We start from the raw sequence: 14,924 nt of genomic DNA, 5'->3' as shown, positions 1-14,924 counted from the left end.
ACAGACACGATTGAGGCACTCATGAAGCAAAGAAAATTGAAGTTGCACAAGAAAGCGTTCATCCATTCGGATCAAGGGAGTCATTATACGAGTCCCACATACCAAAAACTTTTGAAGCAAAAGGGATTAGGTCAATCGATGTCTAGAAGGGGGAATTGCTGGGACAATGCGCCACAGGAGTCGTTTTACGGTCATATGAAGGACCATGTTGACCATCGCAGCTGCCCAACATTGGCAGAACTACAACGTAAGATTGACGGTTACATCCGCTACTACAACAACAATCGATATCAATGGGGATTAAAAAAGATGACCCCTGTGCAATACAGGAATCATCTATTGTTAGCTGTCTAGATTTAAACTGAGTTTTTTCAAGTGTCCTTGACAAAGGGTCCAGATCAAACGTTCGGTAGTCGCCTTTATTTTATTTTGCTCTTCTCAAGTGTAACTTCGGCAACCCACTCTTTGAACTCATCTTTTTCGGAGGGATGCTGAAAACTAGTTTCAATATATTCGAGATCAATATCTTCATAATAAATAAGCAATAAGCGGTAGCCCCATTCTCGATCTTCTCCTGACTTCCAATGAACAGCAGATCGAAGTCGATCAAGGATAATGTCCTCAATACCTATGACATAGACTTTCTTGTTTCCCTCTAAGGGTAGTTCAGTAACTTTATTATAGTCACCAGTTAGGAAATTACTTGGGATTTCAATAGATATGCCAATAGTAGTATGAATCCAATCTTTACCGACCTTATGAAAATCTAAATCTTTTAAAATTTCATCTGCTATTTCATATCCATCCATGACAAAGTCGGAATCTTGCGTAGTGTAACCGCTTTGGGAATAGATTTCAACAGCTAATCCACCTACAATAATGGGTTTAATTTGATGTTCTGCTAGTAATTCTGTAAATATAGCTGCTGAATAAATGAGTCGTTCGAATTTTGTTTTATCTTTTAAAGCATAAATGGCTTTCTTAGCCTCGGATATACTTGTCAATCGTCAACACCCGTCTTTCCTTATCGTAAATAATTGCTCCCTCTTGAACAGCTTTGCGATATTGGGATCGGGCAAGATAATTAAGTGCTTTAATTTCATCAGGATCTCTGGGTTTCATTCGTTTCATTGTCCAGCCTTGGTCTCTGGTTTTTGCGCGAAAGACGTTAACTGCGTAATCTACATCTGGACGCCCTTCAGCAATCTTGGATTTTAGATCGCTTAGTGAGATTTTTCGCATGGAGACACCCCCAGTTCTTATTCTAATTATATCCTAGAAAAATTGTATTTAACATACAGTAATGACTAAAAACCTTATTCCGATTAAATTAACGGAAAATAATTAAAATTTCACCTCAATTAATTCGCCCATGCTATAATCAAAGTAACGAAATCAAATTAAATGAGGTTTTCAAGTGGATTTAAGTATTATTGTACTAAATTATAAAACCCGTGACCTAACGTTAGCTTGTATACAATCTGTTTTTTCGTCGTCTACATCTTACAAATACGAAATCATCCTAATCGACAACGCATCTAGCGACGGCATCATCCAAGCCATCAACGAGCAATACCCGCAGGTTGTCACTATTGCCAACACAGACAACGTCGGCTTCTCCAAAGCCAACAACCAAGGCATCCGAGTCGCCAAAGGACGCTACGTCCTGCTTTTGAACTCCGATACCATCGTACAACCGGATACGCTGGACACGATGGTCCATTTCATGGACGAGAACCCATCTGTGGGAGCCAGCGGCTGCAAAATCGTCCTGCCGGACGGTTCGTTAGACAAAGCCTGCAAAAGAGGCTTCCCGACGCCCTCAGCATCCTTCTACTATGCGTTTGGCTTCTCGAAGTTATTTCCCAAGAAGCCGCGCTTCAATCAGTACCAGCTGGGGTACTTGAATCCGGATGATGAATATCCCATCGACTCCCTCGTTGGAGCTTTCATGTTGATTCGCCGCGAAGCGATTGAGCAGGTGGGCATGCTGGATGAGGAATTTTTTATGTATGGTGAGGATATAGATTGGTGTTATAGAATTAAACAAGCGGGCTGGGTGAATTATTATTACCCTCGCACTCACATTGTTCATCACAAAGGCGCAAGCAGTCGTAGGAAGCCTTTTAAAATCATATATGAATTCCATAGGGCAATGATCCTGTTTCACAATAAACATTATCGGCACAAATATTCCTGGCTGACAAATGCAATAGTCTACTCAGGTGTAGGTTTGAAATTTGCTTTATCTTTAGCACGAAATAAACTACGTTCAGCGAGGTGATGTCCATTGATTCGACAGAGTCAAGGTTTTTTGACCCAACTTTATGCACTGGCCGATTTCATATGTATTCAGCTCGTGTTTTTGCTTTCCTGGTGGCTTAAGTTCAGAAGCGGATGGATTCCATTCGATGCTCCCCTGCCATTTAAGCACTATTTGATGTGGAGCATTAGCTACGCGATCATTGCCATTGTGATCAGTTATATGGTGAACTTTTATACGCCCAAGAGAAAGAAGCAGTTCTCCTTCGAGATTTTCAAAATCATCCAAGTGCATGCCATCAGTTTATTATTGCTCTTAAGTGTTTTGTTTATTTTAAAAGAAGTCGACGTTTCCCGTTCTTATCTGTTATTGTTTCTTGTTAACAATATTCTTATCATCAGCTTTTACCGTTATATGATCAAAATCTCGCTAAAACGTGCCAGGCAAAAGGGGTATAATAAGCAGTTTATTCTAATTCTCGGAGCAGGATCACTGGGCCGTCAGTTCTACACAAAGCTAAGACAGCATCCGGAGTTAGGATATGAAGTAATAGGTTTCCTTGATGATTATCAGGAGAAACACGATGTGACTTACCAGAGCTATAAGCCAATTATCGGCAAAATTGACGATCTTGAGTCCATCCTGAATGATCTCATCATCGACGAAGTAATTATCGCTCTCCCGCTAGATGCACATCGCAAGTTCGGCAGTATTATTAATGTGTGTGAGAAGATTGGTGTCAAAACTTTAATTATTCCGGACTTTTATGACTTCTTGCCGTCCCGGCCTTATTTTGATAATTTTGCGGATATGCCGCTGATTAATGTGCGTGATATTCCATTGGATGAATTCAGGAATCGGCTGTTTAAGCGGGCTTTTGATATTATTTTCGCCTCTGCGGCGATTATTGTTACGATGCCTGTAATGATTGCATCCGTTATTGCCATTAAATTGACTTCTCCTGGGCCGATTATTTTCAAGCAGGAGCGTGTGGGACTCAATCGCAGGCGTTTTATGATGTATAAGTTTCGCAGCATGAATGTACTCGCAGAGAGTGCCTCGAACACAGAATGGACGGTTGAAAATGACCCGCGGCGGACGAAGGTGGGTACGTTTCTCCGCAAGACGAGTTTGGATGAGCTGCCGCAGTTTTTTAATGTGCTGTTTGGGCATATGAGTGTTGTTGGGCCAAGGCCGGAGCGGCCGTATTTCGTGGAACAATTCAAGGAAGAAGTTCCGAAGTACATGGTGAAACATCATATTCGACCAGGTATTACAGGTTGGGCGCAAAGCAACGGACTCCGCGGGGATACTTCGATCGAAGAACGCATCAAGCATGATATTTTCTACATTGAAAATTGGACTTTTTTATTCGATATTAAAATTATTTGGAGAACGGTCATCAATGGTTTTATAAATAAAAATGCCTATTAAAAATTTTTTTCCAACAACCGCATGATTCGCCAACATCTTCCCCATACTATTGCATATACTGAATGAGTGCGGGGAGGTTATGTTTATGATCGATCATGAAGACGCTTACCAAGAGGATCACTTGTCCATCGGCAAAGGTTTAATTGTGGGTGTTGTCTTCGGCTCCCTCATATGGGCGGTTATTATCGCCGGAATTGTGTATATGTGGTAATGGGTTTGCTCATAAATGAGAGGGACTGTAAGGGCTTTTCAAGGCTCTTTTACAGTCTCTTTTTCTGTTCATATGGCATACGTTAGTGAAGAGGTGATATGACAAATGAAGGTGATGTCCACTAAGCTGGAAGGGCTGCTGATCATTGAACCGGATGTTCATGGCGATCATCGCGGTTTTTTTATGGAGAGCTATCATCGTGCAAAAATGGCGGAACAAGGGATCGATATTGTGTTTGTCCAAGACAACCACTCACTTTCTACAGAAGCAGGGGTGCTGCGTGGGCTGCACTATCAGCTAAATCCCAAAGCGCAAACGAAGCTCATCAGGGTCGTCTCGGGGGCGATTTATGATGTGGCTGTTGACATTCGTTCAAGCTCTCCGACATTTGGTCAGTGGGTTGGGGTTGAGCTTAGCGAATCCAACAAGCGTCAGCTGCTCGTTCCGCAGGGGTTCGCTCATGGTTTTTGTACGATTGTGCCTCATACGCAAGTATTGTACAAGGTAGATGAGTATTACTCTCCGGAAAATGATCGGGGTGTTCTTTGGAGCGATCCGGCAATCGGGATTGATTGGCCGGCAGCGAATCCAATTTTATCGGAAAAGGATGGAAAACACCCGCTTCTGAAGGATGCAGAGATTAATTTCTAGCATGGATTTAATTTCATTTGTCGAAAGAGATACTTTTTGAGTGAAATCTAAGTTATAATGAAAACAGAAATCTTCTTATGACTTGGAGGTTATGCCATGGCTGAAATGACAGATCGTGAGTTCCTAAGCGCTATGCTCGGAAGGATCAATGAGATAGGTGCAGATGTGAAGGTCATCAAAGATCGAGTAGACAGCATGGATCGGCGGATGGGCAATATTGAAGATCGCATGGGTAAACTAGAAGATCGCATGGGTAAACTAGAAGACCGCATGGGCAAATTAGAGGACAGAATGGGTAATCTAGAGGATCGAATGGGCAAGATAGAAGATACAGTACAAGATATCAAACAAGTCCAAATTCAACAAAGTGAGCAAATCGCTGGCATAGCTGTGACGATGATGGAACATGCTGCGAGCATTCGTACACTCAAATTAGTCAAATAAAGAGTAAGATTAGACAACTAATCTTGCTCTTTTTTCTGTAGAACAAAGAAAGAGGCATCACTGGCTAGTAACTGCCGCTGACGCCTCTTTTTTTAAGAGATAGGAACTGATGATTTAGCTGGCTTTAATTTCATTGCGTTTTTGAGTCCTGTAACAAGCTGTTTTTCAGCCAGTCTATATACCGTATAGCATAAGGGCACTGTCAAGAAGACAACAATTAGATCTGTGAGCAGAAAACCAAGGTATTCTGAGATATGAGTGACTACACTCAATTTCATTATGATCGAAATAAACAGTAGATGCGTAAGCAAGATGGTGTAGGAAGCATTTCCTAGCTTGTTTAAGTGCTGTACCCAGTAAGGCAATCGGAACTGTTCAGGAACGGATGAAGCGCCCAATAGCACAAGTGCAGCAGGAATGATGTAGAAGAGGTAGTTATGATAGGTAGTAAGATTGTACATATTATTCACCCAAATCAAGAAGAATCCAAGTATTCCCAAAATAATTAGTAATTTATAATGTTTGGTTCTACGGTGCTCTACCCATTTGGCCAGCAGACAGCCTGCAAAAAATTCTAGATTAACCTCGCTAAAGAGAAAGTTTAAATACACATGACGATCCAAGTCCGCACCAATTATGGGGGCACGCAATACATGGCAGATTGTTAATAGCACCCATAGACTAACAAAAAGATTAGCAGGCTTTTTCCCAACGGCCATAAGAATGCTGAAAACCAGATAAAAGAGAACAAAGTAACTTAATGACCAAGCAACGGGCAGAACAGGCCCATGTGCTTGAGGAATAAGCAGAAGTGATTTGATGATGGTATCTTTGTAGGTTTCATAGCCGTAGCCGAAACTTGGCACTAAAAAATAGACAGGTAAAACGGTGAGTGTAATTAACCAGTAAAATGGATAAATACGGATGAGCCGACTCGTTAAAAAGGGAATAACGGTCATTTTGGTTCCAATTTTTTGACCATATGTATGATAGAGAAGAAAGCCTGTTAATACGAAGAAGAAATCGACACCACCTGATCGTCCTATCCCACTGATGCCTAGAAAGTCGTAGTGAAAGTATTTGAATGACATTGCTGATGTATGGAACAGCATAACAAAAAAGGCTGCTGCACCTCTTGAAGCCTGAATGACAGTTCTTTGATTTGTATTCAATAACAATTCCTCCAGATTAGGTATGGTGATCCTATAAACCATCATGCCAGAAGAATGTGAATAAATTATGTACCAAATCTGAAGGACTCCTTAAATGTTCATGATTCCGGCTACTACCTTTTTCTCGTCCAAGCCCCAACTCGTCTGCATAATCGTCCAAGTCCCCTCATATGCATGTACTATGTTGATGTTAATCATGAGTGAGGGGATGATCGAATGCGCCGGGTCACATGGATGGTAGCCGTGGTAATGTGCTTAGCATTGGTTCTCGCAGGATGCGGGATGGGCAAGAAAGATGCAGGATCTATCGTAAAGGATTTGGATCATGTGATCAGTAAAGCGAACAGCTATCAGGCTTCAGGAAGCATGATATTGAACACGGGAACACAGCCACAGGAGTATCAAGTGGAGGTGGCGTTCTCGCCGGATCATTTCTACCGGATTTCGCTTACTAATGCGTCTAAAGATGTTACACAGATTGTACTCCGCAACGAAGAAGGCGTGTTTGTATTGACGCCGCATTTGAAGAAGAGCTTCCGCTTCCAAAGCGATTGGCCGGAGAATCAGGGGCAAGTGTATTTGTTCCAATCTTTGGCGAAAAGCATAATCGCAGATAAAGATCGTCAGTTTACAACGGACAATGACACGTATGTGTTCGATGTAGCGGCGAATTATCAAAATGAACAGCTGTCCCGCCAAAAAATTTGGCTGAATAAGAAAACATTAGCGCCAAAGCAAGTTCAAGTGTCGGATGCGAATCAAAATGTGATGGTACAGGTGAATTTCACTAATTTCCAATTCGATGCCAAATTCGATAAAGATTTCTTCCAAATGGAGCGCAACATGACGAGCTGGAATATGCAAACTCTTCCGACGATGGCCAATGCAGCGGACGCAACTCATCCCGCAACTGGCGATAAATCGGTAACTGACAAGAATTTGTCAGCAACAGGCGGCCAATCCGATCAAGCAACGGGCCAAGCCCAGGATGGCCAGAAGGCTGTTGCGGGCAAAGGCACAGATACGACGAAGTCGAATGCCGCGGCAAGCAAGCCGCAAAGCATCGGTATTATTGAGCCATCCTATCTGCCCAAAGATGTCGTGAAGCAAGATTTTACGGATATGAAGCTTGGCGAAGATGCGGCCGTTCTTTTGAGGTATAAAGGGAAGTACAGCTTTAGTATTGTCGAAGTCAGACCGCAAGCGAAATCGGTTTCCTTGCAGCCAGGAGATATCGTTGATCTTGGATTTACGATTGGTGTGATCACAGGGGATGCAAAGAAGACGCTCACTTGGACGAATGATGGGGTTGAGTTCCGCTTATCGACAGGTGATCTGCCGACGAATGAAATGATTAAGGTCGCTATGGCGACTGAGGGGCAGTCTGGGAAGTAAATTAAATATTAGGCTTAAAAGGGAAGCGCTGTTCACTTAGAACAGGTGTCTTCCCTTATTTTAATTGGTAAATTTGTGGGGTATAATAGGTGATACGAGGTGATGAGTGAATGGATTTATTAGATTTATTTGATAAGGACGATGATGGCTATGGAGGTAATTTTGAAATTTTAGATAATAATTATTGGGCTGTTGTTGGTGAAAAATTCACATCGAATGATAGAATGTTTTGAAGATGGAGGCGGCTATGGATAAGACATTATACTTGGATTATCTTCGTCAATATTTGAACAGTTATGTGAAGCGGATGTTTGATATGGAACTGTCTATAGACAATTTGGATAAATTATTTGTTTACACTGGGAATGAACGCCATCAATATCCTTTATATTTTATTTGGATGTTACCTGAGTACACAGAGTGGTATCTGGATAATGATAAAAAGTTTTATATTTTATTAGGTGAAAATTTTGCTAAGCATATGCAGGATTTGTTTGCCTATAATTCATTTATTTTATTGGATTTATTAAGCATAGTTGAGGTTCCTGAGAGAATCCGCTCGGAAGAGCTGCTTTACCAAGCGAAGCTATCTTTAGGTTCAAAGGTTATTCACATTTTAGAAGGTAGTCAGAAGTTTCTTTGGAGCTTTATTTATAAACTAGAAGCTGCCAAAAAAGAAATAGGGGCTTCACTTGCAAGCAGTTAAACAAGAAGATTTAACCAACTCCCCCTATTGGGAGTTTTTTTGTTATAATGTAATTTTGAGTAAACCGGTATTGGAGTGTCTTTGATGAAAAAAACAACTGAATTAACGTGGGAAGAACAAGTGCAATTCTGGCAAGATGAGTTAGATTTGTTCAACAACGAATTGACGAATGAAGGTAAATTAAAACAAGAAACGATTCAGAAGCATTTGCGCAACATCGATTTCCTGACGACGGAGTTTTTGGTTCGTTATGAATTTGATTACGAGTCGTTAACGGGTGAAACAATTGTGGAATTCCTGGGCTATTTCTATATCAGTAAAATGTTGAATAGCTCAAAATCCGATATTATTGGCTACCTGCCGTCTATCAAAAAGTGGGCGCAATTCCTTAAGCAAAATGGAAGAATTTCACCAAACCAATGTGCAGAAGTGTTGGAGGTTTGCAAACATAAGGACTACTTTACGGATCGATTTGACCAATATATGGGTGCTCATAGTGATGCAGCGCTATCCAAATGGTTGCGTTCAAATGATATTGCGGCTTATTTAAATCGAGAAAAAGCAGTAAGCTCCCCTGTTAAGCTTCAATTAGTGAAACCTATCGCAGTTAACCAAAAGCTGCTTGGGCTTTGGACGGATGGAACTAATGCAGTTCCCAAAATTGTTAGTGATTTTCAAGCTTTTTTGTCAATGCTGCAAACGACGAAAAACACGAAGCTAACGACAGCCCGCAAGCATTTGCCGCGGAGCTTCTGGAAAGAGCTTGATGAAGAGCTGAATTGGCAGCTGTTCTACAAACCGACACTGAATCAAGATCAGATGCCGTTGTTTCAGTTTTTTTTCTATGTGGCGGTGGAACTGGGGTTGCTAGATGATAGCAAGCAGAAAGCTTCGGCAACTCACCAACTTTCAAGTTACCTGGCTCTAACAGAGCAGGAGCAGACGGCTGTCCTCTTGGATACACTTTGGAACAAAGTGCAGTGGGTGAATTTGCAAGAAACGAATGAAGCGGGGAGTCCTAAAAGCCAGACTGGTAGAAAAGGGATCGCAGGTGTTTTGGCAGACTGGGCAATAGGTCAGGATCAGGATGTCAACAAAGAGTGGAAGCGGCACAAGCTTTCCGGCCAAATCGTTGAAGTTAGCACTGATTTGTTCTTGATGTGTCTGGTGTCTATTTTGACACGTTTTGATTTGCTTACAGCGACGTTTCCGGCGGAATCGGAAATTAAGTACGCATTTCAAAGAACACCGATTGTTATGGCGACAACGGAGGCAGGCAACCGGGTGTTCCGTTATTTTGCTGGAAAAGAAGCCGCAGAACCGAAGAAAACGCCCCTCATCGGAAGCCTTCCCCTGGCTGCTGCGCCTCAGGCTATCCCCGTTACAAACAAAATCGGCCGGAATGATCCATGCCCGTGCGGTAGCGGGAAGAAATACAAGAAGTGCTGTCTGTAATCAGCCGAAAGCAAGGTTGACAGTTTTTTGTGATTCGGATTAACATAGGTTTATTAGTTTGACCGGTATGAAATGAGGGAGGGGGGAGTCCTGCTCGGAAGGAGCGGGTCTTCCCTTGTCCTTTGCATTTGGAAAAAAGAGGTGAACGCTGATGGATGCTTTTTATCGTCCTACGTGGGTTGAAATTTCCTTGGATGCTCTGCGAAGCAACATTGAAGGTTTTCAGAAGGTACTGCCGACAGGCATGAAACAGATGGCAGTCGTTAAAGCGGATGCATACGGACACGGGGCTGTTGAAGTATCCAAAGAGGTTATCGCGGCCGGTGTGGATTACTTAGGCGTGGCGTTTTTTGATGAAGCGCTCGAGCTAAGGAATGCCGGTATTACAGCGCCGATTCTGGTTCTAGGCTATACGCCGCCAGAAGGGGTTGAGAGAGCTCGTGAGCTGGATGTAACGATCTCTGTGTATAGCCGTGATGTGCTCAAGGAATTGCAAGCTCAGCAGAATCAGAAAAAGCTTAAAATTCATATAAAGCTGGATACCGGCATGGGTCGACTTGGCCTGCATACGGAAGAAGATGCAATTCCTTTCATAGAGGAAGCATTGACACTGCCGAATGTAGAGGTTGAAGGGTTGTTCACGCATTACGCGAATGCAGATGAAGTAGATAAAACCTATACGTTAGAGCAATACCGCCGTTTTGAGCGGATTGTGAGTTATTTTACGGATAATGGTGTGGAGTTTCCGTTCATTCATGCAGGCAACAGCGCAGCCGCGATTGATTTGCCGGGACTGACGTATTCCATGGTGCGGCTGGGCATCTCGATGTATGGGTTGTATCCTTCGGAAGATGTAGATCAAGCGAAAATTGCGTTGAAGCCTGTGCTGAGTCTCAAAACAGGAATTGTTCACCTGAAAACGCTGCCCCCGGGCTCTGGAGTTAGCTATGGAACGATTTATCATACCAAAGGTGTTGAACAAATCGGGACACTGCCCATCGGATATGCGGATGGATTGTCGCGTATGCTTTCGGGCAAAGCAGAGGTTCTGGTTCGGGGCAAAAGAGTGCCCATTGTCGGGAGAATCTGTATGGATCAGTGTATGATTAATGTCACGGATGTTCCTGACGTGAAGGCGCTTGATGAGGTCGTGCTGATCGGAGAGCAAGAGGGAGAGCATATTACGGTTGAAGATCTGGCACGTCAACTGGGCACGATTAATTATGAAGTCATTTGTATGATTTCGCACCGGGTCGCTCGTGTATATGTGCGTGGCGGAGAACGTGTGGATGCTCTTAATCCTCTTATGCGTCATCGCTATTAGAAGGTTCTATAAGGCATCAATAATTTACCATGTAAAATTTATCGCTCATTTAAAGGGATTTTGGAATAAGGTCACGAATACTACGTGTAAGAATCTTATATCCAGTGATGTAACATATTTGATATACTGGTTGCATATATCTGTTGTATAAATTGGTTTTCAAGATGACATACTGGTAATATTGTCTTTGTATCGTTTCTGGGGGTGCGAGAGTGTGAGCAATGCGCATAATACGAAAAGGATCATGATTAGTTTGCCTGACAATCTGCTGCAGGAAGTAGACGGGATTGTCGAAAAGGAGAATTCCAACCGCAGCGAATTTATTCGTCAGGCAATGAAGCTGTATTTAATTGAACGCAAAAAGCGCAGTCTACGCGAATCCATGCAGCGTGGGTATATGGAGATGGCAAAAATAAATCTCAGCATGGCATCTGAAGCTTTTCAAGCGGAGGAAGAAGCGGACGGTACGCTTGATCGCTTAGTAAGCGGGGTGTAAGCAGTGATTGTGAAACGTGGCGATGTATTTTTCGCAGATCTTTCGCCGGTAGTAGGGTCGGAGCAGGGAGGAGTTCGTCCTGTTCTCGTGATCCAAAATGATATCGGCAACCGCTTTAGCCCAACCGTGATTGTTGCAGCAATTACAGCTCAAATCCAAAAGGCTAAGCTTCCCACGCATGTGGAAATCGATGCGGAGACGCACGGTTTCGATCGAGATTCGGTGATTCTGCTTGAACAAATCAGAACGATCGATAAGCAACGGCTTACGGACAAAATTACGCATTTGGACGAAGAAACGATGCGGAAGGTTGACGATGCTTTGCAAATTAGTGTGGGACTGATAGAATTTTGAATAAGATCTGGGACGGACGAGGGCGATAGATTCCCTCGTTTTTTGGTTTGTACATACATAGGAAAAGAAGTGGGGAATGACAGTGACTTTGTTGGATGTGATGAAAAGTAAAATGTTCCACGCGGCTGGTGATGCTTCTGGGAGTACGGTAAGTGCAGAAGAGACCCCCAAAAGCAAGGATGTAAAGAACAAATACGAAGAAGACGCCAAGGAGAAGCTGGTCCTCTCTGAAGAAAAGAAAAATGAGATTCGGGAACGAATCCTAAAGCAAATCTCTGCTGAATTGCAGCTTCCTGCTGGCAAAGTGAAAACGACCATGGAACTGCTCGATGAGGGAAATACGATTCCTTTTATCGCTCGTTACCGGAAAGAGATGACCGGTGAGCTGGATGAAAATCAACTGAGAGATATCGAAGATCGCTTGCAGTACTTGCGCAACCTCGAGGATCGTAAGATTGAGGTTGTCCGTCTGATCGACGAGCAGGGCAAGCTGACAGATGAACTGCGCAAATCGATTGAAGGCGCTGCAAAGCTGCAGGAAATCGAAGATTTGTACAGACCTTACCGTCAAAAGCGCAAGACAAGAGCTAGTGTTGCCAAAGAACGCGGCTTGGAGCCTTTAGCGGAGTGGATTTGGAAACAGCCTCGTCAAGGTTCGCTGGAGCAAGAAGCGCAGCGTTATGTGAACGAGGAAATACAGGTAGGAAGCGCGGCGGATGCGATTCAAGGCGCTATGGATATCCTGGCGGAGAATATCGCGGATGATGCAAAGATTCGGGCTTGGGTACGCAGATATACGCAAGATCAGGGGATTATGCGAACAGAAGCGAAGGATGCCAAGCTGGAGTCTGTGTATGAGATGTACTATGCGTACCAAGAGCCTGTCAAACGTCTGCCGCCCCACCGTATTCTTGCGATTAATCGCGGGGAGCGGGAGGAAGTTCTGAAGGTTGGCTTGGATGTTACGGTTGATAAGATTCATGACTATATGTCGCGGCAAGTGATTAAAGGGCAATCGGTTGTGCAGGATGTGCTTCGTGCTGTCGTTGAAGATGCTTATAAAAGATTGCTGGCGCCCTCCATCGAACGCGAGGTTCGCGGAGAAATGACGGAGATGGGCGAGGAGCAAGCGATTAAGATTTTCGCGGAAAATCTGCGTAATCTGCTGCTCCAAGCGCCGGTCAAAGGGCATGTGGTGCTCGGGGTCGATCCAGCTTTCCGGACAGGCTGTAAGCTGGCCGTTATTGACGACACCGGTAAAATGCTTGAAATCGCCGTAACCTACCCGACGCCACCGAATAATAAAGTGGCGGAGGCGAAGGCGAAGTTCAAGCAATTGATCAGCAAGCACGGTGTGGAGCTGATCGTGATTGGGAATGGAACGGCTTCCCGTGAAACGGAGCAGTTTGTAGCGGAGCTGATAGGCGAGATCAAGGAGCAGAAGCTCAAGTACTTGATCGTGAACGAAGCGGGGGCGAGCGTGTACTCCGCGTCGAAGCTGGCGCAGACGGAGTTCCCGGAGCTCGATGTTGCGGAGCGCAGCGCGATCTCCATCGCACGGAGGCTGCAAGACCCGCTCGCGGAGCTTGTAAAAATCGAGCCGAAAGCGATCGGCGTCGGGCAGTACCAGCATGACGTTTCGCAGAAACGTCTGGACGAGAACTTGAAGGCCGTCGTCGAGTCGGCCGTTAACCATGTTGGCGTGGACCTCAACACCGCGTCCCCGTCACTGCTCTCGTATGTGTCGGGCGTGAACGCGACACTGGCCAAGAATATCGTCAAGTATCGCGAGGAGAATGGCAAGTTCAGCTCCCGCAAGGAGCTCGCGAAGGTTCCGCGCCTTGGCGCGAAAACCTTCGAGCAGTGCGTCGGGTTCATGCGCATCGCGGGCGGGCGGAACCCGCTCGACAACACCCCGATCCATCCGGAGTCCTACGACGTGGTGGATCGGCTGTTCAAGGAGCTGCGCCTGGAGTTGGCGCAGCTGGGCTCTCAGCAGCTGCTAGCGCTGCTCCAGACGCTGGAGCCAGAGGAGCTGGCTCCGAAGCTGGGCGTTGGTGTCCCGACGATGCGGGACATCTTAGACAGCCTGCAGCGGCCTGGGCGAGATCCGCGGGAAGAAGTTCCCGCGCCGATCTTCCGCACCGATGTGCTGCAGCTGGAAGACCTTGCGCCGGGCATGGAGTTGACCGGCACGGTGCGCAACGTTATCGACTTCGGTGCCTTCGTCGATATCGGCATCAAGAACGATGGGCTGGTGCACATCTCTCAGCTCAAAAACGGCTTCGTGAAACACCCGATGGATGTAGTCTCTGTCGGAGACATTGTCCAAGTCTGGGTACTCAGCGTCGACGAGAAGAAGGGTCGCGTTAGCTTGACCATGAAAAAACCTCAGCAAGCATAAACATTAAACAGTAAACAGTTGGCAGCGGAATGCTTCCAGCTGTTTTTTTTGTTGTTGAAGGGAAACGCCCACGCTGAGGAGGAACTATGATCCTCTATGTATAGAGAAATGGGCACAAAAGGCGATCAAGCGGAACTGGAGTACGCTATTGGAGGGAATTCAGGCTTCTGGGGGCGAAAAGTAACCAAATAGCGTACCACAGTTCCCTTTGGGTACCCAATCCACGAATTCTAGTACAAATAGCGTATCATAGTTCCCTTAGAGTTCGGTGCTAGGGGATTTACCCACAATACATTCTCCAGCCAGCACTCAGCTTCACATCACCCTCCCGCAAGCTAGTCGTGCCGCAGTTCCACATCACCCTCCCGCAAGCTAGTCGTGCCGGAGCTCCACATCACCCTCCCGCAAGGTAGTCGTTCCGCAGCTCCACATCACCCTCCCGCAAGCAAGTCATTCCGCAGCTCCACATCATCCTCTCGTAAGCTAGTCGTTCGCACTCCACATCATCCTCTCGTAAGCTAGTCGTACCGCAACTCCACATCATCCTCCCACAAGTTAGTCGTAGCGCAGCTCCACATCACCTTCCGTAAACTAGTCGTTCCGTAGCTCCACATC

General features: G+C 44.9%; 17 protein-coding genes. 14 read left to right on the top strand and 3 right to left on the bottom strand.

Annotated features, from left to right (window positions below; translation table 11 throughout):
• A partial coding sequence (locus BC351_RS18395; RefSeq protein WP_144028443.1) for an IS3 family transposase occupies positions 1-354 on the top strand: 354 nt, incomplete at its 5' end.
• A gap of 65 nt (positions 355-419) precedes the next feature.
• Here BC351_RS18395 and BC351_RS18390 read toward each other — a convergent pair.
• Positions 420-1,004: a hypothetical protein gene (locus BC351_RS18390; protein WP_079414194.1), complete on the bottom strand. Its 585-nt coding sequence runs from the start codon at positions 1,002-1,004 to the stop codon at positions 420-422.
• A complete protein-coding gene (locus BC351_RS18385; RefSeq protein WP_079414193.1) occupies positions 982-1,242 on the bottom strand; it encodes a hypothetical protein in 261 nt (86 codons plus the stop codon). Before BC351_RS18385 ends, BC351_RS18390 begins: the two co-directional genes overlap by 23 nt.
• 175 nt (positions 1,243-1,417) lie before the next feature.
• On the opposite strand from BC351_RS18385, the gene BC351_RS18380 reads away from it, so the two are divergent.
• The 5 genes from BC351_RS18380 to BC351_RS18365 all read left to right on the top strand — a co-directional run bounded on the left by BC351_RS18380 (position 1,418) and on the right by BC351_RS18365 (position 5,003).
• Positions 1,418-2,284: a glycosyltransferase family 2 protein gene (locus tag BC351_RS18380; protein ID WP_079414192.1), complete on the top strand. Its 867-nt coding sequence runs from the start codon at positions 1,418-1,420 to the stop codon at positions 2,282-2,284.
• A 6-nt stretch (positions 2,285-2,290) separates the two neighbouring features.
• The gene (locus BC351_RS18375; protein WP_079414191.1) at positions 2,291-3,697 is read left to right on the top strand and encodes an undecaprenyl-phosphate glucose phosphotransferase; all 1,407 of its coding nucleotides are present in this window, start codon (positions 2,291-2,293) and stop codon (positions 3,695-3,697) included.
• An 85-nt stretch (positions 3,698-3,782) separates the two neighbouring features.
• Positions 3,783-3,908, top strand: a complete 126-nt coding sequence (locus tag BC351_RS43930) for a hypothetical protein (RefSeq protein ID WP_275942563.1) — start codon at positions 3,783-3,785, stop codon at positions 3,906-3,908.
• 105 nt (positions 3,909-4,013) lie between these two features.
• Entirely contained in the window at positions 4,014-4,559 is a 546-nt protein-coding gene (rfbC, locus tag BC351_RS18370) for a dTDP-4-dehydrorhamnose 3,5-epimerase (protein ID WP_079414190.1), read from the top strand.
• A 96-nt stretch (positions 4,560-4,655) separates the two neighbouring features.
• Complete coding sequence (locus BC351_RS18365; protein WP_079414189.1) at positions 4,656-5,003, top strand: hypothetical protein; 348 nt, start codon at positions 4,656-4,658, stop codon at positions 5,001-5,003.
• Positions 5,004-5,095: 92 nt separating this feature from the next.
• On the opposite strand, the gene BC351_RS18360 is transcribed toward BC351_RS18365, so the two are convergent.
• Positions 5,096-6,175, bottom strand: coding sequence for an acyltransferase family protein (locus BC351_RS18360; RefSeq protein ID WP_158082132.1), 1,080 nt, complete (start codon positions 6,173-6,175; stop codon positions 5,096-5,098).
• 216 nt (positions 6,176-6,391) lie between these two features.
• On the opposite strand from BC351_RS18360, the gene BC351_RS18355 reads away from it, so the two are divergent.
• The 8 genes from BC351_RS18355 to BC351_RS18325 all read left to right on the top strand — a co-directional run bounded on the left by BC351_RS18355 (position 6,392) and on the right by BC351_RS18325 (position 14,309).
• On the top strand, positions 6,392-7,570 hold the full coding sequence (locus BC351_RS18355; RefSeq protein WP_079414187.1) for an outer membrane lipoprotein-sorting protein: 1,179 nt from the start codon (positions 6,392-6,394) through the stop codon (positions 7,568-7,570).
• Between the two features lie 110 nt (positions 7,571-7,680).
• On the top strand, positions 7,681-7,803 hold the full coding sequence (locus tag BC351_RS43925) for a hypothetical protein (RefSeq protein ID WP_279628345.1): 123 nt from the start codon (positions 7,681-7,683) through the stop codon (positions 7,801-7,803).
• A 14-nt stretch (positions 7,804-7,817) separates the two neighbouring features.
• The gene (locus BC351_RS18350) at positions 7,818-8,276 is read left to right on the top strand and encodes a hypothetical protein (protein ID WP_079414186.1); all 459 of its coding nucleotides are present in this window, start codon (positions 7,818-7,820) and stop codon (positions 8,274-8,276) included.
• Between the two features lie 84 nt (positions 8,277-8,360).
• On the top strand, positions 8,361-9,731 hold the full coding sequence (locus BC351_RS43470; protein WP_244209076.1) for a YecA family protein: 1,371 nt from the start codon (positions 8,361-8,363) through the stop codon (positions 9,729-9,731).
• A gap of 151 nt (positions 9,732-9,882) precedes the next feature.
• Entirely contained in the window at positions 9,883-11,055 is a 1,173-nt protein-coding gene (alr, locus tag BC351_RS18340) for an alanine racemase (protein WP_079414185.1), read from the top strand.
• Positions 11,056-11,269: 214 nt separating this feature from the next.
• On the top strand, positions 11,270-11,551 hold the full coding sequence (locus tag BC351_RS18335) for a CopG family ribbon-helix-helix protein (protein WP_028553892.1): 282 nt from the start codon (positions 11,270-11,272) through the stop codon (positions 11,549-11,551).
• Positions 11,552-11,554: 3 nt separating this feature from the next.
• The gene (locus BC351_RS18330; RefSeq protein WP_028553893.1) at positions 11,555-11,905 is read left to right on the top strand and encodes a type II toxin-antitoxin system PemK/MazF family toxin; all 351 of its coding nucleotides are present in this window, start codon (positions 11,555-11,557) and stop codon (positions 11,903-11,905) included.
• A gap of 76 nt (positions 11,906-11,981) precedes the next feature.
• Positions 11,982-14,309: a Tex family protein gene (locus BC351_RS18325; RefSeq protein ID WP_244209075.1), complete on the top strand. Its 2,328-nt coding sequence runs from the start codon at positions 11,982-11,984 to the stop codon at positions 14,307-14,309.
• The last annotated feature ends 615 nt before the right edge of the window (positions 14,310-14,924 follow it).

It is taken from the genome of Paenibacillus ferrarius, from assembly GCF_002027705.1.
In the GTDB taxonomy this organism is placed as follows: domain Bacteria; phylum Bacillota; class Bacilli; order Paenibacillales; family NBRC-103111; genus Paenibacillus_E; species Paenibacillus_E ferrarius.
The sequence above is the reverse complement of the archived record's forward strand: the minus strand, read 5'-3'. Positions and strand labels throughout refer to the sequence as shown.